The sequence below is a fragment of the Isoptericola sp. NPDC057391 genome (genome assembly GCF_042668085.1).
Classification (GTDB): domain Bacteria; phylum Actinomycetota; class Actinomycetes; order Actinomycetales; family Cellulomonadaceae; genus Isoptericola.
The window spans coordinates 39,201-61,025 of record NZ_JBHVBO010000006.1 but is presented as its reverse complement, the minus strand read 5'-3'; the positions used below and the strand labels follow the sequence as shown (position 1 = coordinate 61,025).

The window sequence follows — 21,825 nt, the reverse complement described above, 5'->3', positions numbered from 1 at the left end:
ACCCCGGGCCCGCGCACGACGTATGCGGGCGGCGACGACGGCGCCCCGGTGAGAGGCTGACGACGGTGCGTCGACCCGGCCCCGGACGGCCCTCGACCGACCCTCGACGGATGGAAGGCAGAGCATGAGGCTCGAGCTGCGAGGCATCACGAAGCGCTTCGGCGCGCTCGTGGCGAACGACCACATCGACCTGGTGGTGGAACCGGGCGAGATCCACTGCTTGCTGGGCGAGAACGGCGCCGGCAAGTCCACCCTGATGAACGTGCTCTACGGCCTCTACCAGGCCGACGAGGGCCAGATCCTGCTGGACGACGCGGTCCAGGACTTCGCCGGGCCCGGCGACGCGATGGCCGCGGGCATCGGCATGGTCCACCAGCACTTCATGCTGGTGCCGGTGTTCTCCGTGGCCGAGAACGTCATGCTGGGTCACGAGTCCACGCGCGCGGGGGGCGTCCTCGACCTGGACAGCGCCCGCGCGAAGGTCCAGGAGATCTCGGCACGGTTCGGTTTCCAGGTGGACCCGGACGCGCTGGTCGAGGACCTGCCGGTCGGGGTCCAGCAGCGGGTCGAGATCATCAAGGCGCTCTCCCGGGACGCCGACGTGCTGGTGTTCGACGAGCCGACGGCCGTGCTCACCCCGCAGGAGACCGACGAGCTCATGGCGATCATGCGCCAGCTCCGGGACGAGGGCGCCGCGATCGTCTTCATCACCCACAAGCTGCGGGAGGTGCGCGCCGTCGCGGACCGCATCACCGTGGTGCGGCACGGCAAGGTGGTCGGCGAGGCGGACCCGGGAGCGACCGACGCGGACCTGGCGTCGCTCATGGTGGGCCGCGCGGTCGAGCTGACGGTGCGCAAGGACGCCCCGCGCACCACCGAGAACGAGCTGGCCGTCACGGACCTGCGTGTCACGGGGCCCGACGGCCAGGTGCTCGTCGACGACGTGACCTTCACCGTGCGCGGCGGCGAGGTGCTCGTCGTGGCGGGCGTGCAGGGCAACGGGCAGACCGAGCTGACCGAGGCCCTGGTCGGCCTCCAGGAGCAGGTCTCCGGCAGCGTGCGGCTCGACGGCAAGGAGCTGGTGGGCCGCTCCGTGCGGCGGATCCTCGACTCCGGCGTCGGCTTCGTCCCGGAGGACCGCAACGAGGACGGCCTGGTCGGCGAGTTCACGATCGCCGAGAACCTCGTGCTCGACCGCACGGACGGCCCGCCGTTCGTGCGGCGGGGCACCCTGCAGCTCGCGGTGCGCGACGAGTTCGCCCGCGAGAAGGTCGCCGAGTTCGACGTCCGGACGCAGGGCATCGAGACCCGCGTCGGCCGCCTGTCGGGCGGCAACCAGCAGAAGGTCGTCCTCGCGCGCGAGCTGTCGCGCGAGCTGCGGCTGCTGGTCGCGGCGCAGCCGACGCGCGGGGTCGACGTCGGCTCGATCGAGTTCATCCACAAGCGGATCGTCGAGACGCGGGACACCGGCATCCCGGTCGTCGTGGTGTCGACCGAGCTCGACGAGGCCGTCGCGCTCGCCGACCGGATCATGGTCATGTACCGCGGCCGCGTGGTCGGGATCGTCCCGGCGACCACGCCGCGCGACGTGCTCGGCCTCATGATGGCCGGCATCGCGCCCGAGGACGCGTCGCCGACCGGCCCCCAGAACGAAGGAGACGCGGCGTGAGCGGCGAGACGCCCCAGGACCGGGGGCAGGACCCGGCACAGGACCAGGGGCTCGACGTCGACCCCGGCTCGCGCCTGGGCGAGGCGCTCGAGCACGTCGACGCCGCGCGCGAGCCCGGTCTCGCGGAGGAGCTGGAGCAGGAGGCGGCCCGCGAGCAGGCGGCCGAGGTCGAGGAGTCGGGCCAGCGGTGGCGCGACGCGGTCCGCCGTGCGACGTCGGGCGGCTGGGCGGTGGCCCTGGGCGCGATCGTGCTCGCCGTCCTCGCGGGGTCGATCCTCATCGTCGTCACCGACGAGCGCGTGCAGGAGGCGGCGCCGTACTTCTTCGCGCGGCCGGGCGACACGCTGGCCGCGATCGGCCAGGCGGTCGGCGGCGCCTACTCGGCGCTGTTCCAGGGCGCGGTCTACAACTTCGGTGCCGACTCGTTCGCGCAGGGCATCCGGCCGCTCACCCAGACGCTCACCAACGCCACGCCGCTCATCGCGGCGGGCCTCGGCGTGGCGCTCGCCTTCCGGGCGGGGCTGTTCAACATCGGCGGCCAGGGCCAGATGCTCGTCGCCGCGACCGCCGCGGGCTGGATCGGCTTCGGCGTCACGGGGCTGCCGTTCCCGTGGCACATGCTGCTGTGCCTGGTGGCCGGCGTCGCCGCGGGTGCGCTGTGGGCCGGCATCGCGGGCCTGCTGAAGGCCCGCACCGGGGCGCACGAGGTGATCGTCACGATCATGCTCAACTACGTCGCCTTCTACCTGTTGTCCTACTTCCTGGCCACGCCGGGCCTGATGCAGGCCCCCGGCTCGGCGAACCCGAAGACCCCGCCGATGCAGGACAGCGCCGTGCTGCCGCCGCTCCTCGGGGACCGGTACAACCTGCACTGGGGCTTCGTCCTCTCCCTCCTCGCCGTCGTCGGCGTGTGGTGGCTCCTCAACCGCTCCAGCACGGGCTTCGCGTTCCGCGCGGTGGGGGAGAACCCCAAGGCGGCTCGGGTCGCCGGCATCGACGTCCCGCGCACCACCGTGCTCGTCATGCTCGTCGCGGGCGGCCTCGTCGGGCTCGCGGGCACGCAGCAGGTGCTGGGCACGGTGACGACGGGCTTCAGCGCCGACATCGACGCGGGCATCGGGTTCGACGCCATCACCGTGGCGCTGCTCGGCGGCTCCTCGCCGTGGGGCGTGCTCGGCGCCGGCATCCTGTTCGGCGGCTTCAAGGCCGGCGGGTCCGCGATGCAGGCCGCGCAGGGCATCCCGATCGAGATCGTCCTGGTCGTGCAGTCCCTGATCGTGCTGTTCATCGCGGCGCCGCCGCTGGTGCGGGCGATCTTCCGGCTGCCGCAGCCGGAACGCACAGCCCGACGACGAGAGAGCCGACGGGACCGCCGTCGCGCCGAGGCCGCGCGCGGCACCGAGGAGGGACAGGCATGACCGCCACGACCGTCGACGCCGCGGGGCCCGCGGCCACGACGCCCGCGCCGCGCGCGGGCGCCCCGGTGACCTGGAAGGCCGCGATCGGCCTGACCGTGGTCCTCGCGCTGTACGCCCTGCTGCTGCTCCTGGCGCCGCACGAGGGGTCCGCGCGGTTCGCCCTCTCGACCAGCACCGACGTCGTGGTGCTGTCCACCCTCGTGGTGCCCGCGATGGGCACGGCCTGGGTGTGCGGCGCCCTCGGGCTCGTGGTGCTCGGCTACGCCGTGGTGCGCACCCGGGCCGGCCGGCGCGTGCCGGCGTGGGTGATCGCGATCTTCGCGGCCGCGCTGCTCGTCGGGTTCCTGGCGTGGGCCGCCGCGGGCAGCCCGCGCGACCTCTCCGTCGTCGGCCTCCTGGGCGGCGCGGTGGGACTCTCGGTCCCGCTGGTGTACGGCGCGCTCGGCGGGGTCATCGGAGAGCGGGCCGGCGTCGTGAACATCGCCATCGAGGGCCAGCTGCTCGCGGGCGCCTTCGTCGCGGCGATCGTCGGGTCGCTCACCTCCAGCCCGTGGGCAGGGCTGGTCGCGGCCGTGGTCGCGAGCGCGCTGGTCGCGCTGGTGCTGGGACTCTTCACCATCACCTACCGCGTCAACCAGGTGATCGTCGGCGTCGTGCTGAACGTGCTGGTGATCGGCCTGACGAGCTTCTTCTACTCCGAGTTGCTGGTGCCCAACGCGGAGACGCTCAACTCGACCGTGCGGTTCCCGCGCCTGCCGATCCCGGGGCTCGAGAGCATCCCGGTGATCGGCCCGGTGCTGTTCAACCAGACGATCGTCGTGTACCTCATGTACCTCGCCGTGCCGGCCGTGTGGTACGCCCTGTTCCGCACGAAGTGGGGCCTGCGGGTGCGCGCGGTGGGCGAGCACCCCAAGGCGGCGGACACCGTGGGCATCGACGTGCTCCGCGCGCGGTACCGGGCCGTCCTGATCGGCGGCGCCGTGGTGGGCTTCGGCGGTGCGTTCTACACCGTCGTGTCGATCAACCAGTTCGGCCGCGAGATGACGGCCGGCGCGGGCTTCATCGCCCTGGCCGCGGTGATCTTCGGCAAGTGGGACCCGCTCCGCGCGGCCATGGCGGGCCTCCTGTTCGGGTTCGCGACCAACCTGCAGAACGTGCTGTCGGTGGTCGGCTCGCCCGTGCCGAGCCAGTTCATGCTCATGCTCCCGTACGTCGTGACGCTGCTGGCGGTCGCCGGGCTGGTCGGCAAGTCGCGCGCCCCCGCCGCCTCGGGGACGCCCTACACGAAGGAGTAGCGATGACGACCACGGGTGAGCCGACCGTCGACTGGGAGGCGCTGCGCGCCGCGGCGCGCGACGTCGTCGGCCGGGCGTACGTGCCGTACTCCGGCTTCCCGGTCGGTGCGGCGGCGCTCGTGGACGACGGCCGCGTCGTCGTGGGCTGCAACGTGGAGAACGCCGCGTACGGGGTGACGCTCTGTGCGGAGTGCTCGCTCGTGTCCGCCCTGGTCACGGGCGGTGGTGGCCGCCTCGTCGCGTTCACGTGCGTGGACGGCGCGGGGCGGACGCTCATGCCGTGCGGGCGGTGCCGCCAGCTGCTCTGGGAGCACGGCGGCCCCGGCCTGCTCGTGGAGTCCGTCCGGGGCGTCGTCCCCATGACCGAGGTGCTGCCCGACGCGTTCGGCGCACCGGACCTGGACCGCTACCGCGAGGGGAGCGAAGCATGACCGTGCTGGGCAGCGAGGCGTTCGACGCCGTCGACGTCATCCGGACCAAGCGCGACGGGCACCCGCTCGAGGCGGCGCAGATCGACTGGGTGGTCGACGCGTACACGCGTGGCGTCGTCGCCGAGGAGCAGATGTCGGCCCTCGCGATGGCGATCCTGCTCCGCGGCATGACGCGGCCGGAGGTCGCGCGGTGGACGGGCGCGATGATCGCCTCCGGCGAGCGGATGGACTTCTCCGGCCTGTCCCGCCCCACGGCGGACAAGCACTCGACCGGCGGCGTGGGGGACAAGATCACGCTGCCGCTCGCGCCGCTCGTCGCGTCGTTCGGGGTGGCGGTGCCGCAGCTCTCGGGCCGCGGCCTCGGGCACACGGGCGGCACGCTCGACAAGCTCGAGGCGATCCCGGGCTGGCGGGCAGCGCTGAGCAACGACGAGCTGATGGACCAGCTCGAGGACGTGGGCGCGGTGGTCTGCGCCGCCGGCGCCGGCCTGGCCCCAGCGGACAAGAAGCTCTACGCGCTGCGGGACGTCACGGGCACGGTCGAGTCCGTGCCCCTCATCGCGAGCTCGATCATGAGCAAGAAGATCGCGGAGGGCACCGGCGCGCTGGTCCTCGACGTCAAGGTGGGCTCCGGCGCCTTCATGAAGGACTTGGGCTCCGCCCGCGAGCTCGCCCGCACGATGGTCGACCTCGGCACCGACGCGGGCGTGCGCACGGTCGCGCTGCTCACCGACATGGCCGTGCCGCTGGGCCGCACCGCGGGCAACGCGCTCGAGGTGCGCGAGTCGGTGGAGGTGCTGGACGGCGCCGGCCCGGCCGACGTCGTCGACCTCACCGTGGCGCTGGCCGTGGAGATGCTCGCGGGCGCGGGCCGGCCGGTCCCCGAGGCCGAGGTGCGCGCGGCGCTGGCCGACGGCCGCGCCAAGGAGGTCTGGCGCCGGATGATCGCGGCGCAGGGCGGCGATCCCGACGCGGCGCTGCCCCGGGCGCGGGAGCGGCAGGACGTGGTCGCGGACCGGTCCGGGGTCCTCACCCGGCTCGACGCCTACGCCGTGGGGATCGCGGCCTGGCGGCTCGGCGCGGGGCGCTCGCGCCGCGAGGACCCGGTGCAGGCCGGGGCGGGTGTCGAGCTGCACGCCAGGCCGGGGGACCAGGTCACCGCGGGCCAGCCGCTGCTCACGCTGCACACCGACACTCCCGAGCGGTTCGACCGCGCCCGGGCGGCGCTGGAGGGCCGGTGGGCGGTCGACGACGCCGCGGGCGGCGACGCGGCCCGGCCGCTCGTGCTCGACCGGATCGGCTGACCGGGCCGGGCGGCCGGGGCGATGGCGGCGCGGGCGCTGCGCGCGACGGACGTCCTCGCCCTCGTGGGCGCGTGCGGCGGGCCGGCGCCGGCCCCGCCGCCCGCCGGGAGGTTCGCCCGCCCGGACGTGCCCGTCGATCTCGTCCCCGCGCTCGAGGCGCTCGCCCCCGCGGTGCGGGCGCGGGTGCTCGACCCACTCGGCCGGGACGGGCCGCCGCCGGCCCCGGGCCGACCGCGGACGCTCGCGCTCCCCGCGGCCGACGGCGACCCGGCACCCGCCCGCCAGGTCGACGAGCGGACGTGCGGCGCGGCCGTGCTCGCGATGCTGGGCCTCGCGGGGGACCCGCGCCGCGCGCTGGAGCTGAGCCGGTGGCCCGCCGGTGCGGCCACGGCGTTCGCCGCCCAGCAGCGCGACCTGCACGCGCGCACCACCCGAGGGCCGGGCGGGCTGCCGCTGTGGCCGACCGCGCTGGGCACCCCGCCGTGGGGAGCGGCCCGCGTCGCCCGGTACGGCCGCGTGCGCTACACCCACCGGGTGGTCGGCGGCCGCACGGCGCGCACCGTGCTGGGCGCGGCCGTGGACGCGGCGGCCGCCGGCGTGCCCGTCCCGCTGTACTCGGGCGGCGACCTCGCGGGCGGCGCGGCGACGGCGGTGCCGCGGCACGTCGTCCTCCTGACGGCCGTGCGGGGCGACGTGGCGACGCTCTACGAGCCCTCGGCGGCCCGGCTGCATGCGGTGCCGGTCGCCGCGCTCGTGGCCGGGCGGGGGAGCGGGGGCGGGCCGGCGAGCGCGGACCGGGAGCCGCTCGCCCCCGCCCTGGGCGGCTGGCCGCACGTGGTGTGGGCGCTGCTGCCGCGGGACGCCCGCGGCTGACGGGTTCCCCTGGCGCGCCGCGGGGGCCGGGTCCACGATGGGAGCGCACCGCCGTCGAGCGAAGGGAGAGTCCCATGAGCACCGTCCCGGACGACGCCTGGCGAGACGCCGGGCTGGAGAGCCCCGACGACACCACGAGCCTGGTCGAGGACGCCCTGACGGACGACGCGCAGGAGGGTGGCGACGCGCCGGCCGGCGCCCGCGCGGAGGAGTACAAGCCGCGGCACGCCCGGCCCGACCTGGACGGCGAGGCCGCGGAGGCCGACGTCGTCGAGCAGAGCCAGGAGGTCCCCGGGCTCGACGATCCCGAGGCCGCCGGCGACGCGTGATCGCCGGTAGGTTGGCCCCATGACGCAAGCCCTCGTCGACCTGATCCCTGCCCTGCCCAAGGTGCTGCTGCACGACCATCTCGACGGGGGCCTGCGACCGCAGACCGTCCTCGAGCTCGCCGCGGAGGTCGGCCACGTGCTGCCCGCGCACGACGCCGAGTCGCTCGGCACCTGGTTCGTCGAGGCCGCCGACTCGGGCTCGCTGGTGCGGTACCTGGAGACGTTCGACCACACCATCGCCGTCATGCAGACGGCCGACGCCCTGGCCCGCGTGGCGCGCGAGGCCGTGCTGGACCTCGCCGCGGACGGCGTCGTGTACGCCGAGCAGCGCTGGGCGCCGGAGCAGCACCTCGCCCGCGGGCTGACGCTGCCGCAGACGGTCGAGGCCGTGCAGGCAGGCATCGACGAGGGCATCCGCGAGGCCGCGTCGCGCGGGCAGATCATCCGCGTCGGTCAGCTCGTCACCGCGATGCGGCACACCGACCGCTGGCAGGAGATCGCCGAGCTCGCCGTCGCCCACCGGGACCGTGGCGTGGTGGGCTTCGACATCGCCGGCCCGGAGGACGGGTTCCCGCCCTCGCGGCACGCGGAGATCTGGCGCTACCTGGCCGAGCAGGACTTCCCCACCACGATCCACGCGGGCGAGGCGGCGGGGCCGGCGTCGATCGCCGAGGCCGTGCACCTCGGTCAGGCCGACCGGATCGGGCACGGGGTGCGGATCGTCGAGGACATCACCTTCCACGAGGGGTTCGACGACGACGGCGAGCGGCGCGCCGACCTGGGCCGCCTGGCGCACTGGGTGCGCGACCACCAGATCGCGCTGGAGGTGTGCCCCGTCTCGAACCTGCAGACGGGCGCCACGTCGGCGGCGTCGGTGGCCGACCACCCGATCACGCGGCTCAAGGAGCTGGACTTCGCCGTCACGCTCAACACGGACAACCGCCTCATGTCCCGCACGTCCATGAGCCACGAGATGACGCGGCTCGTCACCGAGGCGGGCTGGACCATCGACGACCTGGCCGACGTCACCCTGACGGCCGCCTGGAGCACGTTCATGCACCACGATGAGCGCCGCGCGCTGGTCGACGACGTCATCCTGCCGGGGTACCAGCAGGTCGAGGGAGCGCAGCGATGAACCGTTCGACGCCGTCTGCCGCCCGGCCCGGGCGGGCCGACGTGCCCGCCGACGCGCTCGCGCTCGCGCGGTTCGTCGACCACACGCTGCTCAAGCCGGAGGCGACGACCGCCGACGTCACCGCGCTGGTCGAGGAGGGCGTCCGCCTGGGCGTGTTCTCGGTCTGCATCTCCTCGACCTTCGTCGCGCACGCCGCGCGGGTCGCGTCCGGCCGGCTCGCGGTGGCGACCGTGTGCGGGTTCCCGTCGGGCAAGCACGTCAGCGCGGTGAAGGCGGCCGAGGCCGCACGGTCCGTGGCCGACGGCGCCGACGAGGTCGACATGGTGATCGACGTCGGCGCGGCCAAGGAGGGCGCGTTCGACGCGGTCCGGGCGGACATCGCCGCGGTGCGCGCGGCCGTGCCCGCCGAGCACCTGCTCAAGGTCATCATCGAGGCGGCCGCGCTCACCGACGACGAGATCGTCGCCGTCTGCCGGGCCGCGCAGGACGCCGGCGCCGACTTCGTGAAGACGTCGACGGGGTTCCACCCGGCCGGGGGCGCGTCCGTGCACGCGGTGTCGCTCATGGCGGAGACCGTCGGGGGCGCGCTGGGCGTCAAGGCCTCCGGCGGGGTCCGCACGCTCGACGACGCGCTCGCCATGATCCGCGCCGGCGCCACGCGGCTGGGGCTGTCCGGGACCGCGGGCGTGCTCGCGGGCTTCTCCGGGCAGGCCGCTCCCGCCGGCGGCAGCGGCTACTGAGGGCCGCCGGGGTGGCCGGCGAGCCGCTCGTCGACGTCCGCGCGGCCACCCGCACGCACGGCACGGTCCAGGTCCTCGCGCCGACGACGCTGACGCTGGGACCGGGCGAGGCGGCCGCCGTCGTGGGGCCGAACGGCAGCGGCAAGTCGACGTTGCTGCGCCTGGTGGCGGGCAAGGACGAACCGACCTTCGGCGACGTGCGGGTGCTCGGCCTGCCCGCCGGGCAGGCGCGTCTGCGGCGGCGGGAGGACGTCGCGCTGCTGCTGGGCGGCCTGTCCGCGTACCCCGACCTCACCGTCGCCGAGCACCTCCGCCTCGTGGCGTCGGCGTGGGCGGGGCGCCATCCCGGGCCGGACGTCGAGACGGCGCTCGCGGCGGCCGAGCTCGACCGGGTGCGCGACCAGCTCCCCGGCGAGCTGTCGTCCGGGGAGGGTCAGATGTTCGCCCTCGCGACGACGCTCTACCGGCCCGCCCGGCTCGTGCTGCTCGACGAGCCGGAGCAGCGGCTCGACGCGCGCTGGCGGGCGGTGGCGCGGCGCCTCGTCGCCGGCGCGCTGGACGCCGGCCGGGCGCTGCTCGTGGCGACGCACGACCCCGAGCTGCGCGCCGACCTCGCCCGGCGGGGTCGGGAGGTCGAGCTCGCGGCGCCGGGTCCTCGATGAGCGGGGCAAGCGCGTCGTGAGCGTGACGACGCACGTCGACGACGGCGCCCGCGTGCCCTACCCGCGCTGGCGGCGATGGGTCGCGTCGCTGCGGCGCCGGACGCTCCTCGTGCGCGCCGCGGAGACCGGCGGGGACCCGCACGACCGCGTGTACCTCGGGTACGGGGTGGTGCTCCTCGGGCTCGTGTACGGCCCGATCCTGTGGAGCGCCCTCGCCCAGGCGGTGAGCGCGGTGCCGGTGCCCGACGCGGCGCAGGGGCGGGCGGCGACGCTGGTCGCCGGGACGGCGCTGGCGCTCGGCGTCGCCTGCCTGGCCGGGCTGGCCGCGGCCCGGGCGGGAGGCCCGCTGTGGACGAGCCCCGCGGAGACGGCCTTCGCCCTGTCCGGCCAGTTCCGCCCCCGCGACGTGCTCCGGCGCCGCGCGCTGCTGCTCACCCTCGGCGCTGCGGGGCTCGGCGTCTTCGTCGCCACGGGGGCCGCGGCAGGGCTGGCGGGCGGGGCGACGGCCGGCGCGCGCCCCGCGGTGCTGCTCGGCGCCGGCGGCGCCGCCGCGCTGCTGGCCCAGGTGCCCCTGGCCGTCGGGGCCGCGGCGCAGGCGCCGGGACGACGGCGCGCCGCGGTCGGCGTCACCCTGCTCCTGCTGACCCTCGGGGCGGTCGCGGCCCTGGGCGCGCTGACGCCCGCGGCGCTGCCCGTCCTCGCCCCGGCGTCGTCACCGGGGGCACGGGTCGGTGTCGTGGCGGGAGTCGCGCTGGTCGCCGCGGTCGGGTTGGCGTCGGCGTGGCTGGTCGTGCGGGTGCTGCCGGACGAGCTCGACGTGGACGCGGCCTCCGCCGGCCAGTCCCGCACGGTGACGGCCGGGCGCGGCCTGGTGGGCGGCGACTCCGGGGCGACGGCCGACGTGCTCGGGCCCCGCACCTACCGCGGGCGCCGGGCGAGTCTCCCGCGGCCGCTGCTGCGCCCGGCGCCCCTGGTCGCACGGGACCTGCTGGGCCTGCGGCGCCGGCCCGCCGCGGCCGCCGCCACGCTCGGGACGGGAGCCCTCGGCGCGTTCGTCGTGCGGTGGGGGACCGACGGCGGGCCCGCCGTCCTGACCGTCGCCGGGGCGCTGGCGCTGTACGCGGCGGCGCGCACCTGGTCCGACGGCCTGCACGCCTTCGCCGCCCAGCCGCAGCCGGGCACGCTCCTGCCCGGCACGGCCGGGCGTGCCGTCGCCGGCCACGCGGTCGTGCCCGCCGTGGCCGGTCTGCTCGCCGCGGCCGCGGGTGTCGCCGGTGCCCCTGCCGGGACCGCGGTGGCCGTCGTCCTCGTCGTGGTGCTGGCGCTCGCCGCGCGGGTCTGGGTGGCGGGTGCGACAGCGGCACCCCCGGGCCTCTTCACGCCGATGATGACGCCGAACGGCGACATGTCGATGCTCGTGCTGGGCGCGTGGTACCTGCGGGGGTGGCTCGTGGTGGCCGGGGCGACGTGGCTCCTGCACCGCGCGGGACCGGGTGCGGGGTCCGCAGCCCTGCTGCTCGGGCTCGCGGTCGCGCTCGCCGGCGCCGGGGTGCGCCGGTTCGCACGGGCGTGAGGCCCTCGAGGGTGGGGTGACCGACCTCACAGGCGGCGACGGCGCACCGGGAAGTTAGGCTCGCCTCACCATGTCTGACACGCAGCCCCAGGCCCCCGCCGGCCCGCCCGCCCGCAAGCGCACCCCTCGGCACGCGACCGTCACGGCCGTCCGACGGGTCACCCCGCACCTGGTGCGGGTCACGATCGCCGGTCCCGAGCTCGCGGCGATCGACCCCACGGGTCACACGGACACCTACGTGAAGCTGGTGCTCGGCGAGCTGGCGGACGGGCGCCCCCTGCTGCGCGCCTACACGGTGCGCGCGCGGCGCGACGCCGCCGTCGCGGCCTCGGGAGAGGCAGAGTGGGACCTCGACATCGTCGTGCACGGGGACGAGGGCGTCGGCGGGCCGTGGGCGGTGCGGGTGCAGCCGGGGGAGCAGGTGACGTTCCTCGGCCCGGGCGCCGGCTACGCGCCCGACCCGGAGGCGCCGTGGCACCTGCTCGTCGGCGACGACGCCGCGCTGCCCGCGATCGCGGCGGCCCTCGAGGCGCTCCCGTCGGGCGCCGTCGCGCACGCCGTGATCGAGGTGCCCGGCCCGGAGGACGAGCAGCCGCTGGAGAGCGCCGCCGACCTCACCCTCACCTGGGTGCACCGCGGCGCCGGCGACGTGGCCGGCCTCGCCGGCACCGTGCGCGCCGCGCACGCCGCCGGGGACCTCCCGGCGGGCGCGCCGCACGTCTTCCTGCACGGCGAGGCGGGCATGGTGCGCGACCTGCGCCGCTGGGTCCGCACCGAGCTCGGCGTGCCGCGCGAGCTGCTGTCGGCGTCGGGCTACTGGCGCCGCGGCAGCGACGACGAGGACTGGCGCGCTCGCAAGGGCGAGTGGAAGGCCGCCGTCGAGCGGGACGACGCCGCCATGGTCGGTGGAGCGGTCGGCTGACGGCTCAGAGCCCCAGGGCCGTCCGGAGGTCCGCCTTGATCCGGTCGAGCTTCTTGTGCGCCGCGACGCGCAGCCTCCCGATGTCGATCGCCGACGCGTCCGGGGCGACGGGCTCCACGACCTCCAGGTAGCACTTCACCTTCGGCTCGGTGCCGCTGGGCCGCACGACGACGCGCGTGTCTTCGGCGCCGAGCAGCACGACGCCGTCCGTGGGCGGCAGGCCGTCGACGCCGTCGGACAGGTCGAGCATCTGGGCGACCCCGGCCCCCGCGAGCGTGCGCGGCGGCGCCGTGCGCAGCCTCGCCATCGTGTCGGAGATGCGGTCCAGGTCGTCGAACCGGACGGAGAGCTGGTCGGTGACGAACAGGCCGTTCTCGCGCGCGACGTCGTCGAGCGCGTCCACGAGCGTGCGCCCGGCGGCCTTCTCCCGCGCGGCGAGCAGGGCCACGAGCACCGCGGTGCTGAGCCCGTCCTTGTCGCGCACGTGCGCCGGGTCCACGCAGTAGCCCAGCGCCTCCTCGTACCCGAACACGAGCCCGGGCGTGCGGGAGATCCACTTGAAGCCCGTGAGGGTGGTCGAGTGCCCCACGCCGTAGCGGACCGCGATCGAGGACAGCACCCGCGACGACACCACCGAGGACGCCACGACCGGGCCCACGCCGGAGCCGTCCGGCGCGGGGACCTCGCCGCGCGCGATGCGGCGCACCGCCTCCCGCCCGAGCAGGGCGCCGACCTCGTCGCCGTGCAGCATCCGCCAGCCGTGCGAGCGGGCGGTCTCCGCGCCCTGGTGCGTGCCGTGGCTCGGGTCGTAGACGGCGACCGCGCACCGGTCGGCGTCGGGGTCGTTGGCGATCACCACGTCCGCGTGGGCCTCCGCGAGGGCGACCGCCATGTCGATCGCGCCGGGCTCCTCCGGGTTGGGGAAGCGGACCGTCGGGAACGCGGGGTCGGGGTCGAGCTGCTCCTCGACCGGCATCACGCGCGTGAAGCCCGCGTCGGCCAGCACCCGGGCGAGCACGCGGCCGCCGACGCCGTGCAGCGACGTCGTGACGACGCGCAGCGCCGCCCGCTCCGCCGGTCCGGTGGACGTGCCGGCCCGCTCGGCCAGGTCGTGCACCGACGCGACGTACGCGTCGACCACCTCGCGCCCGAGGACCCGCCAGCCGGTCCCCACCCGCGGGACGCCCGACGGCGGCCCCGCGGCGGCGATGGCCTCGGCGATGCGGGCGTCGTGGGGCGGCACGATCTGCGCACCCTGGCCGGCGTCGGTGACGACGCGGCCGCCCAGGTACACCTTGTAGCCGTTGTCCTGCGCCGGGTTGTGGCTCGCGGTGACCATGACGCCCGCGTCGGCGTCGAGGTGTCGCACCGCGAACGCCAGCACCGGCGTGGGCAGGGCCGAGGGCAGGAGCAGCACCTCGTGGCCGGCGGCGGTGAGCACCGCGGCCGTGTCGGTGGCGAACGTCGACGACCGGTCGCGGGCGTCGTACCCGACCACCACCCGCGCCGCCACGCCCCGGCCCAGCACCGACGTGAGGTACGTGCCGAGGCCGGACGCCGCCGTCGTGACGACCGCGCGGTTCATCCGGTTCGGGCCTGGCGCCATCGCGCCGCGCAGCCCCGCGGTGCCGAACTGGAGCGAGCCCGCGAACCGGTCGCGCAGCAGCGCGACGGCGTGCTCGCGGGTGCTCGGGCGCTCGGACGACGTCTGCTGGGCGAGGCGGGCCAGCTCGGCCTTGTCGTCGTCGTCGACGTCGTAGCGGATCCAGCGCTCCACCGCGTCGAGCAGCATGGGCAGGGCGGTCGCCGTCGCGGACGGCTCGTACGCCGGGTCGTCCGTGTCCAGGCTCGTTCCTGAGCTCATCGCTGACCTCCTCGTTGCGGTGCTCGGCTCACAGGGCGGTGACGATACGGGCGAGGAGCTCGCTGATGCGCGGGCCGGCGGCCTGGCCGGCCTCCAGCACCTCCTCGTGCGACAGGGGCTGCGGGCTGATGCCCGCGGCAAGGTTGGTCACCAGGGAGATGCCGAGCACCTCCATGCCGGCGTGCCGGGCGGCGATGGCCTCGAGCGTGGTCGACATGCCGACCAGGTCCGCGCCCATGATCCCGGCCATCTTGACCTCGGCCGGCGTCTCGTAGTGCGGCCCGTGGAACTGCGCGTACACGCCCTCGGGCAGCTCCGGGTCCACGCCCTGGGCGATCTTGCGGAGGCGGGCCGAGTACAGGTCGGTGAGGTCGACGAACGTGGCGCCCTCGAGGGGGGACGCCGCCGTGAGGTTGAGGTGGTCGCGGATGAGCACCGGCTGGCCCGGCCGCCACGCGATGTGCAGGCCGCCGCAGCCGTTGGTCAGCACGACGGTCTCGCAGCCGGTGGCCGCCGCGGTGCGCACGCCGTGCGCGACCCGCCGCACCCCCTTGCCCTCGTACAGGTGCGTGCGGCCGCCGATGACGAGCGCGTGCCGCACCGCGCCGTCGGGCCGCTCCACCCGGATCGAGCGGGTCGTCGCCGCGTGGCCGGCGACGGACGGCTTGGCGAACCCGGGGATCTCGTGCGTCGGGATCTCCGCGACGACGTCGCCGACGAGCTCCGCGGCCCCGCCCCACCCGGACCCCAGCACGAGGGCGACGTCGTGCCCGGGGACCCCGGTCGCCTCGGCGATGTGGTCGGCCGCGGCGCGGGCGACGTCGAACGGGTCGGTGGTCGGGTCGTCGAGGTCCCCGACGGTGCGGCTCGTGGTGCTCATGGTCCTGAGGGTAGTCCGGGCCGGGGCCCGTCGCCGCGCCGGCACAGGCGCGCCGGCGGGCTGACACAATGGCCCCCGTGCCCACCGTGAACACCCCTTCCCCGGACACTGCCCCCGCCGTCCCGGCCTCGTCGGTCGCCCCCACCCCGGGCGTGCCGGAGACCGACCCCCGCACTCCGCACGTCGTCGTCGTCGGCGGCGGCCCGGGCGGCTACGAGGCCGCCCTCGTCGCTCGCCGCCTCGGCGCCCGCGTCACCGTCGTCGAGCGCCACGGCCTCGGCGGCGCCGCCGTGCTCACCGACGTCGTGCCCTCCAAGACCCTCATCGCCACCGCGGAGTGGTTCACCACGGCCGAGCAGGGCCCCGAGCTCGGCGTCCGCGGGGAGGCCCCGGCGGGCGAGCGCCGCGACCTGGTCGACCTCGAGGCCGTGAACGCGCGGGTGCTCGCCCTCGCCGACGCGCAGTCGCGCGACATCCACTCCCGCCTCGAGCGCGAGGGCGTCGAGATCGTCGTCGGCGAGGGCCGGCTCGACGGCCCGTCGCGCGTCGTCGTAGGCACCGGCTCGGGCACCACCGAGCTCGACGCCGACACCGTGCTGCTCGCGGTCGGCGCCACCCCGCGCACCCTGCCCACCGCCGTCCCCGACGGGGAGCGCATCCTCACCTGGACCCAGCTCTACGGCCTCAAGGAGATGCCCGAGAAGCTCATCGTGGTCGGGTCCGGCGTCACCGGTGCCGAGTTCGCGGGCGCGTACCAGGCCCTCGGCTCGCAGGTCGTGCTCGTCTCCTCCCGCGACCGGGTGCTGCCCGGCGAGGACATGGACGCCGCCGAGCTGCTCGAGGGCGTCTTCCGCGCCCGCGGCATGACCGTCATGTCGCGCTCGCGTGCCGCGTCCGCCGTGCGCACCGCGGACGGGGTCGCCGTGACCCTGGTCGACGGCCGCGTCGTCGAGGGCTCCCACGTGCTCATCGCCGTGGGCGGGGTGCCGTCCACCGCGGGCATCGGCCTCGAGGAGGCGGGCGTGCGCCTGTCGGCGAGCGGGCACGTCGAGGTGGACCGCGTCTCGCGCACCTCCGTGCCCGGGGTCTACGCCGCGGGCGACTGCACCGGCGTGCTGCCGCTCGCGTCCGTCGCCGCCATGCAGGGCCGCATCGCGATGTCGCACGCCCTGGGCGACGCCGTCGCACCGCTCAAGCCGGGCCGCGTCGCCGCGAACATCTTCACCGCCCCCGAGATCGCGACTGTCGGCCTCAGCGAGTCGACGCTCCGCGAGCGCGGCTACCGGTACGTCACGACGACGCTGCCGCTGGCCCGCAACCCGCGCGCCAAGATGCTCGGCATGCGCGACGGCTTCGTCAAGCTCTTCGCCCACCCGGACGCCGGCGTCGTGCTCGGCGGCGTCGTCGTGGCCCCGCGCGCCAGCGAGCTGATCTTCCCGATCACGCTCGCCGTCGCGCACCGGCTCACCGTCGACGACGTCGCGGACTCCTTCACGGTCTACCCGTCGCTGTCCGGGTCCGTCGCGGAGGCGGCCCGCGTGCTGCACGGGCAGTCGGGGGAGGACCTGGCCGGCTGACGGCGCGCTCACCCGCCGGCGGCGAGCACCGTGGCGAGGCCCGCCCGCAGGTCGGCGACGTAGACGTCGGGGACCTCCAGCGAGGGGAAGTGCCCGCCGCGGTCGGGCTCGTGCCAGCGGACGATCCGGCGGTAGCGCTCCTGCGCCCAGGGGCGCGGACACTTCTCGATGTCGCGGGGGTACATGGTGATCGCGGCGGGCACGTCGACGCGCAGGTCGGGATCCATGGCGGCGTGGCTCTCGTGGTAGATGCGGGCCGCCGACGCTCCGGTCCGCGTCAGCCAGTACAGCGTGACGTCGTCGAGCACGCGGTCGCGCGAGAGGGTCTCGAAGGGGCTGTCGTCGGTGTCCGACCACTCGGCGAACTTGTCGAGGATCCACGCCAGCAGCGCCACGGGCGAGTCCACGAGCGCGTACCCGATGGTCTGCGGACGGGCCGCCTGCTGCTTCGCGTACGCCCCGCGCGGGCCCGCGTAGAAGTCGCGGGTCTGGGCGGCCCAGCGGCGCTCGGTCTCCGTGAGCGCGTCCGTGGGCAGGCCCGGCGGGGCGTCCGCGAACGTCGTGTGGATGCCGAGCACGTGCTCGGGGAAGCGTCCGGCCAGCACGGTGGTGACGTTGCCTCCCCAGTCGCCGCCGTGGGCCAGGAACCGGCGGTACCCGAGCCTGCCCATCAGCTCCACCCAGGCGGCCGCGATCCGCTCCGTGCCCCACCCGGTGGTGGCCGGCCGGTCGCTGTGGCCGAAGCCCGGGAGCGACGGGGCCACGACGTGGAACGCCGGCGCGTCCGGGCTCGGGGGGTCGGCCAGCTCGTCGACGACGTCGACGAACTCCGCCACGCTGCCCGGCCAGCCGTGCGTCATCACGAGCGGGACGGCGTCGGCGCGCGGGGACCGGCGGTGCAGGAAGTGGATGCCCAGCCCGTCGATCGTCGCGCGGAACTGGCCGATCTCGTCGAGGCGCTCCTCGAAGCGCCGCCAGTCGTACGCGGTGCGCCAGTGGTCCACCAGGTCGACGAGGTCGGCGAGCGGGACACCCTGGTCCCAGCGCCGCGCCCCGCGCGCGGCGCGGTCGACGGTCTCAGGCTCCGGCAGCCGCGCGGCGGCCAGACGGGCCCGCAGGTCGTCGAGCTCGGCGTCCGTCGCGCGGGCCTCGAACGGCTCGACGTCGTCCGGGGTGACGTCGCTCGTGGGGCGGGACACGGGTCCTCCTCGTCGTCGGGGACCCGCCACGCTAGCCGAGGCGCGCCCGCAGCGTGGGCCAGGCCGCGGCGAACGCGGGCAGCAGGGGCAGGGAGGGCACGTCGTCGACGGCGACCCACCGCACCTCGAGGCTCTCCGGGTCGGCCGCCTCGGGCATCACGCGGGCGCCCGGGGCGACGTCGGCGAGGACGGTGGTGTAGGCCCACGGGCCGTGGTCGAGGACGTGCGTGCCGAGCACGTGCACCGCGCGCGGCTCGACGGCCGCCTCCTCGAGGGTCTCGCGCAGCGCGCCGTCGACCGGCGACTCGCCGGGGGCGAGCGCACCGCCGGGCACGCCCCAGGTGCCGCCCTGGTCCGACCACACCGCGCGGTGCTGCAGCACGACGTCGGTCACCGGGCCGAGCGCGCCCGGGGCGCCCGGGCCGCGGCGGGCGAGCAGCAGCCCCGCCGCGCCGTAGAGGCCCCAGTGCCGGTGGTCGCCACAGGCCACCCAGCCGTCCCCGGGGTGCCGGTGGAGGGTCTCGCGCGGGGGAAATGGGCTGGGCACGCGGTCAGGCTACAGGCGACGATGCCACCGTGAGCGCGCACGGCACCGATGAGTTCCCCGACCCCGCACCGTCCTCCACCACCATGGACGCCGAGACACCTGACACCCACGACGAGATGCCCGGCTGGAAGCGGAACGTCGCGATCTTCCTCACGGGCCAGACCATCTCGCTGCTCGGGTCGATGCTCGTGCAGTTCGCGGTGATGTGGCACCTGACGATCGTCACGCAGTCCGGATCGGTGCTGATGCTCAGCATCGTGTTCGGCATGCTGCCGCAGGCCTTCATGTCGATCTTCGGCGGGGTGTGGGCCGACCGGCACTCCCGCAAGCTGCTGATCATCGGTGCGGACAGCGCCATCGCGACGATCACGCTCGCCCTGGCGCTCCTCATGCTGTCCGGCGTCGACGACCTGTGGCTGATCTACGTGGCGCTCGCCGTCCGCTCCACGTTCGCCGGGATCCAGACGCCCGCGGTCAACGCGATGGTCCCGCAGATCGTGCCAGCGACCCAGCTCATCCGCATCAACGGGATCAACCAGTCCATCCAGTCCGGGATGATGCTGCTGGCCCCCGTGGTCGCCGCCGCGATCTACGCGAGCTTCGACATCGTCGCGGTGTTCTTCGTGGACGTCGTCACGGCGGTGCTCGGGATCGGGATGCTGCTGCTGGTCGCCGTGCCGCGCCTGGTCCGGCACGACGACGCCGCCCCCGCGGGCGGCGCGGCCCCGGGCAAGCCCAGCTACTTCGGCGACCTGGCCGCGGGCGTGCGGTACATCCGCGGGCACGGCGCCGTGAAGTGGCTGATGACGATCTTCGCCACGACCATGGTGCTCATCGGGGCGCCGTCCTACCTCACGCCGCTCATGGTGACCCGCACCTTCGGCGACGAGGTCTGGAAGCTCACGACCAACGAGGTGTTCTGGGCCGTGGGGATGCTCGCGGGCGGCCTCGCGATGGCGGTGCTCGGCACCCGGGTGAAGAACCGCGTCGCGCTGATCGTGCTCGCCACCCTCGGGGCGGGGGTGTTCACGCTCGGGCTGGGCCTGTCGACCAACCTGTGGGTGTTCTACGTGCTCGGCCTGTTCGTCGGCGTCACGTTCACGTTGATGTCCGCCCCCAGCATGGCCATCCTCCAGGAGACGGTGGAGCCCGAGGTGCAGGGCCGCGTGTTCGGCTTCGTCGGCATCGTCATGACCGTCGCGATGCCGCTGAGCATGGTCGTGTTCGGCCCGCTCGCCGACCGGTTCTCCGTGCAGGTGCTGCTCGTCGTCGCCGGCGCGCTGCTCGTCGCCTTCGTGGCGGCCGTCCTGTCCGTCCCGTCAGCCCGACGCTCGCTCGGTGCCATCGCCCGGCCGGTGGCACCCGAACTCGACGACGCGCCCGTCGACGCCTGAGGAATCGAGCGTGCTGAACTGATCCTCAAACCACGGGTTTGAGGATCAATTCAGCACGCTCGATGCATGACGGGGTCAGTCGACGATCTCGCAGATGGCGGCGCCGGCGGTGACGCCGTCGCCGGGGGCGGCGGACAGCGACCGCACGGTGCCGGCCTTGTGCGCCAGCAGCGGCTGCTCCATCTTCATGGCCTCGAGCACGACGACGAGGTCGCCCTCGGCCACCTGGGCGCCGTCCTCGACCGCGACCTTGACGATGGTGCCCTGCATGGGCGACGCGAGGGTCGCGCCGCTCGCCGCGGAGGACGAGCGGCCGTTGCCGCGGCGGGCGGGACGGCGGGCGGCGTTCGCGCGACGCGCGCGGCCGGCGGCCACGCCGAGCCCGGCGGGCAGCACGACCTCGAGGCGGCGTCCGCCGACCTCGACGACGACGCGCTCCGCGAGCTCCTCGGGGGACTCCTCGGCGTCGGGCACCGGCGCCGGCGCGGCCGGAGCGAGCTTGCCGAGCTCGTCCGCGAAGTCCGTCTCGATCCAGCGGGTGTGCACGCGGAACGCCGAGGCGTCCTCCGAGGTGGGGACGAAGTCCTCCGCCTCCATCACGGCGCGGTGGAACGGCACCACGGTGGGGATGCCGCCGACCTCGAGCTCGCGCAGCGCGCGGCGGGCGCGCTGGGCCGCCTGCTCGCGGGTGGCGCCGGTGACGATGAGCTTGGCGATCATCGAGTCGAAGGCGCCCGAGACGGTGTCGCCCTCGACGACGCCGGTGTCGACGCGCACGCCCGGGCCCGACGGCCAGCGCAGCGTGGAGACGGTGCCGGGGGAGGGCAGGAAGCCCGCGGCCGGGTCCTCGCCGTTGATGCGGAACTCGAAGGAGTGGCCGCGCGGCGTGGTGGAGGCGTAGCCCAGCGGCTCGCCGGCGGCGATGCGCAGCTGCTCGCGCACCAGGTCGATGCCGGTGACCTCCTCGGTGACCGGGTGCTCCACCTGCAGGCGCGTGTTGACCTCGAGGAACGACAGCGTGCCGTCGGTGCCGACGAGGAACTCGCAGGTGCCGGCACCCACGTAGCCGGCCTCGGCGAGGATGGCCCGCGACGCGCGGTCGAGCTCGGCCTCCTGCTCCGGGGTGAGGAACGGCGCGGGCGCCTCCTCGACCAGCTTCTGGTGGCGGCGCTGCAGCGAGCAGTCGCGGGTGGAGACCACCACGACGTTCCCGTGCGTGTCGGCCAGGCACTGCGTCTCGACGTGCCGCGGCCGGTCGAGGTAGCGCTCGACGAAGCACTCGCCGCGCCCGAACGCGGCGACCGCCTCGCGCACCGCGGACTCGTACAGCTCGTCGATCTCGTCGGTGGTGCGGGCGACCTTGAGGCCGCGGCCGCCGCCGCCGAACGCCGCCTTGATGGCGATGGGCAGGCCGTGCTCGGCGGCGAAGGCGTGCACCTCGTCCGCGCCCTGCACCGGGTCGGCGGTGCCCGGCACCAGCGGGGCGCCCGCGGCCTGCGCGATGTGCCGCGCGCTGACCTTGTCGCCGAGGGACTCGATGGCCGCGGGCGGCGGGCCGATCCACACGAGGCCGGCGTCGAGCACGGCCTGCGCGAACTGCGCGTTCTCCGACAGGAAGCCGTAGCCGGGGTGCACCGCGTCAGCGCCGGAGCGGCGCGCGACGTCGAGCAGCTTCTCGATGTCGAGGTAGGTGTCGGCGGCGCGCTGGCCCTGCAGCGCGAACGCCTCGTCGGCGAGCCGCACGTGCAGCGCGTCCCGGTCGGGGTCGGCGTAGACGGCGACCGAGGCGATCCCGGCGTCGGTGCAGGCACGGGCGATGCGGACGGCGATCTCGCCGCGGTTCGCGACGAGGACCTTGCTGATGGTGGGCACGGCTCACGGTAACGCGTGCGCCGCCGTCCTCCGGCACCCGTGGGACCCCCGCGCCGAAGTCTGTGCCGGGTGCCAACGACGATCCGGGCCGTTTGGAGGGATCCCACATGGACCCGGCGGTGAGGGGGTGTCCGGCGCGCT

The 21,825-nt window shown here is 75.5% G+C and carries 19 protein-coding genes; 14 read left to right on the top strand and 5 right to left on the bottom strand.

The features are described from left to right. Positions 1-124: 124 nt before the first annotated feature. The 12 genes from ACFUVW_RS01890 (at position 125) to ACFUVW_RS01835 (ending at position 12,351) form a co-directional block, all read left to right on the top strand. Positions 125-1,669: an ABC transporter ATP-binding protein gene (locus ACFUVW_RS01890; protein WP_430569650.1), complete on the top strand. Its 1,545-nt coding sequence runs from the start codon at positions 125-127 to the stop codon at positions 1,667-1,669. Further along, the gene (locus ACFUVW_RS01885; protein WP_430569649.1) at positions 1,666-3,087 is read left to right on the top strand and encodes an ABC transporter permease; all 1,422 of its coding nucleotides are present in this window, start codon (positions 1,666-1,668) and stop codon (positions 3,085-3,087) included. The genes ACFUVW_RS01890 and ACFUVW_RS01885 overlap by 4 nt, the downstream gene beginning before the upstream one ends. After that, the gene (locus ACFUVW_RS01880; RefSeq protein ID WP_430569648.1) at positions 3,084-4,382 is read left to right on the top strand and encodes an ABC transporter permease; all 1,299 of its coding nucleotides are present in this window, start codon (positions 3,084-3,086) and stop codon (positions 4,380-4,382) included. The genes ACFUVW_RS01885 and ACFUVW_RS01880 overlap by 4 nt, the downstream gene beginning before the upstream one ends. Positions 4,383-4,384: 2 nt before the next feature. Beyond that, positions 4,385-4,813, top strand: a complete 429-nt coding sequence (locus ACFUVW_RS01875) for a cytidine deaminase (RefSeq protein WP_430569647.1) — start codon at positions 4,385-4,387, stop codon at positions 4,811-4,813. After that, positions 4,810-6,117: a thymidine phosphorylase gene (locus tag ACFUVW_RS01870; RefSeq protein WP_430569646.1), complete on the top strand. Its 1,308-nt coding sequence runs from the start codon at positions 4,810-4,812 to the stop codon at positions 6,115-6,117. Before ACFUVW_RS01875 ends, ACFUVW_RS01870 begins: the two co-directional genes overlap by 4 nt. A gap of 21 nt (positions 6,118-6,138) precedes the next feature. After that, positions 6,139-6,990: a hypothetical protein gene (locus ACFUVW_RS01865; RefSeq protein ID WP_430569645.1), complete on the top strand. Its 852-nt coding sequence runs from the start codon at positions 6,139-6,141 to the stop codon at positions 6,988-6,990. Between the two features lie 74 nt (positions 6,991-7,064). After that, on the top strand, positions 7,065-7,319 hold the full coding sequence (locus ACFUVW_RS01860) for a hypothetical protein (protein WP_430569644.1): 255 nt from the start codon (positions 7,065-7,067) through the stop codon (positions 7,317-7,319). A gap of 19 nt (positions 7,320-7,338) precedes the next feature. Further along, on the top strand, positions 7,339-8,454 hold the full coding sequence (locus ACFUVW_RS01855) for an adenosine deaminase (protein WP_430569643.1): 1,116 nt from the start codon (positions 7,339-7,341) through the stop codon (positions 8,452-8,454). After that, positions 8,451-9,194, top strand: a complete 744-nt coding sequence (gene deoC / locus ACFUVW_RS01850; protein WP_430569642.1) for a deoxyribose-phosphate aldolase — start codon at positions 8,451-8,453, stop codon at positions 9,192-9,194. The genes ACFUVW_RS01855 and deoC overlap by 4 nt, the downstream gene beginning before the upstream one ends. Positions 9,195-9,205: 11 nt before the next feature. After that, entirely contained in the window at positions 9,206-9,856 is a 651-nt protein-coding gene (locus tag ACFUVW_RS01845) for an ATP-binding cassette domain-containing protein (RefSeq protein ID WP_430569641.1), read from the top strand. Between the two features lie 16 nt (positions 9,857-9,872). Next, entirely contained in the window at positions 9,873-11,429 is a 1,557-nt protein-coding gene (locus tag ACFUVW_RS01840; RefSeq protein WP_430569640.1) for a hypothetical protein, read from the top strand. A gap of 70 nt (positions 11,430-11,499) precedes the next feature. Further along, positions 11,500-12,351 carry a siderophore-interacting protein gene (locus tag ACFUVW_RS01835; RefSeq protein WP_430569639.1) on the top strand — a complete coding sequence of 284 codons (852 nt, stop codon included), beginning with the start codon at positions 11,500-11,502 and terminating at the stop codon, positions 12,349-12,351. Between the two features lie 4 nt (positions 12,352-12,355). Here ACFUVW_RS01835 and ACFUVW_RS01830 read toward each other — a convergent pair whose 3' ends face one another. Next, positions 12,356-14,215: a phospho-sugar mutase gene (locus ACFUVW_RS01830; protein WP_430569638.1), complete on the bottom strand. Its 1,860-nt coding sequence runs from the start codon at positions 14,213-14,215 to the stop codon at positions 12,356-12,358. A 28-nt stretch (positions 14,216-14,243) separates the two neighbouring features. Then, entirely contained in the window at positions 14,244-15,095 is an 852-nt protein-coding gene (locus ACFUVW_RS01825; protein ID WP_430569637.1) for a purine-nucleoside phosphorylase, read from the bottom strand. 68 nt (positions 15,096-15,163) lie between these two features. On the opposite strand from ACFUVW_RS01825, the gene ACFUVW_RS01820 reads away from it, so the two are divergent. Then, positions 15,164-16,672, top strand: a complete 1,509-nt coding sequence (locus ACFUVW_RS01820) for an NAD(P)H-quinone dehydrogenase (protein ID WP_430569636.1) — start codon at positions 15,164-15,166, stop codon at positions 16,670-16,672. Positions 16,673-16,680: 8 nt separating this feature from the next. On the opposite strand, the gene ACFUVW_RS01815 is transcribed toward ACFUVW_RS01820, so the two are convergent. Then, positions 16,681-17,871, bottom strand: a complete 1,191-nt coding sequence (locus ACFUVW_RS01815; RefSeq protein WP_430569635.1) for an epoxide hydrolase — start codon at positions 17,869-17,871, stop codon at positions 16,681-16,683. A 31-nt stretch (positions 17,872-17,902) separates the two neighbouring features. Next, on the bottom strand, positions 17,903-18,418 hold the full coding sequence (locus ACFUVW_RS01810; protein WP_430569634.1) for an NUDIX domain-containing protein: 516 nt from the start codon (positions 18,416-18,418) through the stop codon (positions 17,903-17,905). Between the two features lie 29 nt (positions 18,419-18,447). Here ACFUVW_RS01810 and ACFUVW_RS01805 point away from each other — a divergent pair, with 29 nt between their 5' ends. Continuing rightward, entirely contained in the window at positions 18,448-19,812 is a 1,365-nt protein-coding gene (locus ACFUVW_RS01805; RefSeq protein WP_430569633.1) for an MFS transporter, read from the top strand. A 75-nt stretch (positions 19,813-19,887) separates the two neighbouring features. Here the strand turns inward: ACFUVW_RS01805 and ACFUVW_RS01800 are convergent, their stop codons facing one another. After that, entirely contained in the window at positions 19,888-21,684 is a 1,797-nt protein-coding gene (locus ACFUVW_RS01800) for a biotin carboxylase N-terminal domain-containing protein (protein WP_430569632.1), read from the bottom strand. Positions 21,685-21,825: the final 141 nt, after the last annotated feature.

Bases quoted from the DNA above. Each gene is read 5' to 3' on its own strand.
- ACFUVW_RS01830 (WP_430569638.1), bottom strand. From the start codon at position 14,215: ATGAGCTCAGGAACGAGCCTGGACACGGACGACCCGGCGTACGAGCCG.
- ACFUVW_RS01890 (WP_430569650.1), top strand. From the start codon at position 125: ATGAGGCTCGAGCTGCGAGGCATCACGAAGCGCTTCGGCGCGCTCGTG.
- ACFUVW_RS01870 (WP_430569646.1), top strand. From the start codon at position 4,810: ATGACCGTGCTGGGCAGCGAGGCGTTCGACGCCGTCGACGTCATCCGG.
- ACFUVW_RS01825 (WP_430569637.1), bottom strand. From the start codon at position 15,095: ATGAGCACCACGAGCCGCACCGTCGGGGACCTCGACGACCCGACCACC.
- ACFUVW_RS01855 (WP_430569643.1), top strand. From the start codon at position 7,339: ATGACGCAAGCCCTCGTCGACCTGATCCCTGCCCTGCCCAAGGTGCTG.
- ACFUVW_RS01820 (WP_430569636.1), top strand. From the start codon at position 15,164: ATGGCCCCCGTGCCCACCGTGAACACCCCTTCCCCGGACACTGCCCCC.
- ACFUVW_RS01835 (WP_430569639.1), top strand. From the start codon at position 11,500: ATGTCTGACACGCAGCCCCAGGCCCCCGCCGGCCCGCCCGCCCGCAAG.
- ACFUVW_RS01860 (WP_430569644.1), top strand. From the start codon at position 7,065: ATGAGCACCGTCCCGGACGACGCCTGGCGAGACGCCGGGCTGGAGAGC.
- ACFUVW_RS01865 (WP_430569645.1), top strand. From the start codon at position 6,139: ATGGCGGCGCGGGCGCTGCGCGCGACGGACGTCCTCGCCCTCGTGGGC.
- deoC (WP_430569642.1), top strand. From the start codon at position 8,451: ATGAACCGTTCGACGCCGTCTGCCGCCCGGCCCGGGCGGGCCGACGTG.
- ACFUVW_RS01880 (WP_430569648.1), top strand. From the start codon at position 3,084: ATGACCGCCACGACCGTCGACGCCGCGGGGCCCGCGGCCACGACGCCC.
- ACFUVW_RS01875 (WP_430569647.1), top strand. From the start codon at position 4,385: ATGACGACCACGGGTGAGCCGACCGTCGACTGGGAGGCGCTGCGCGCC.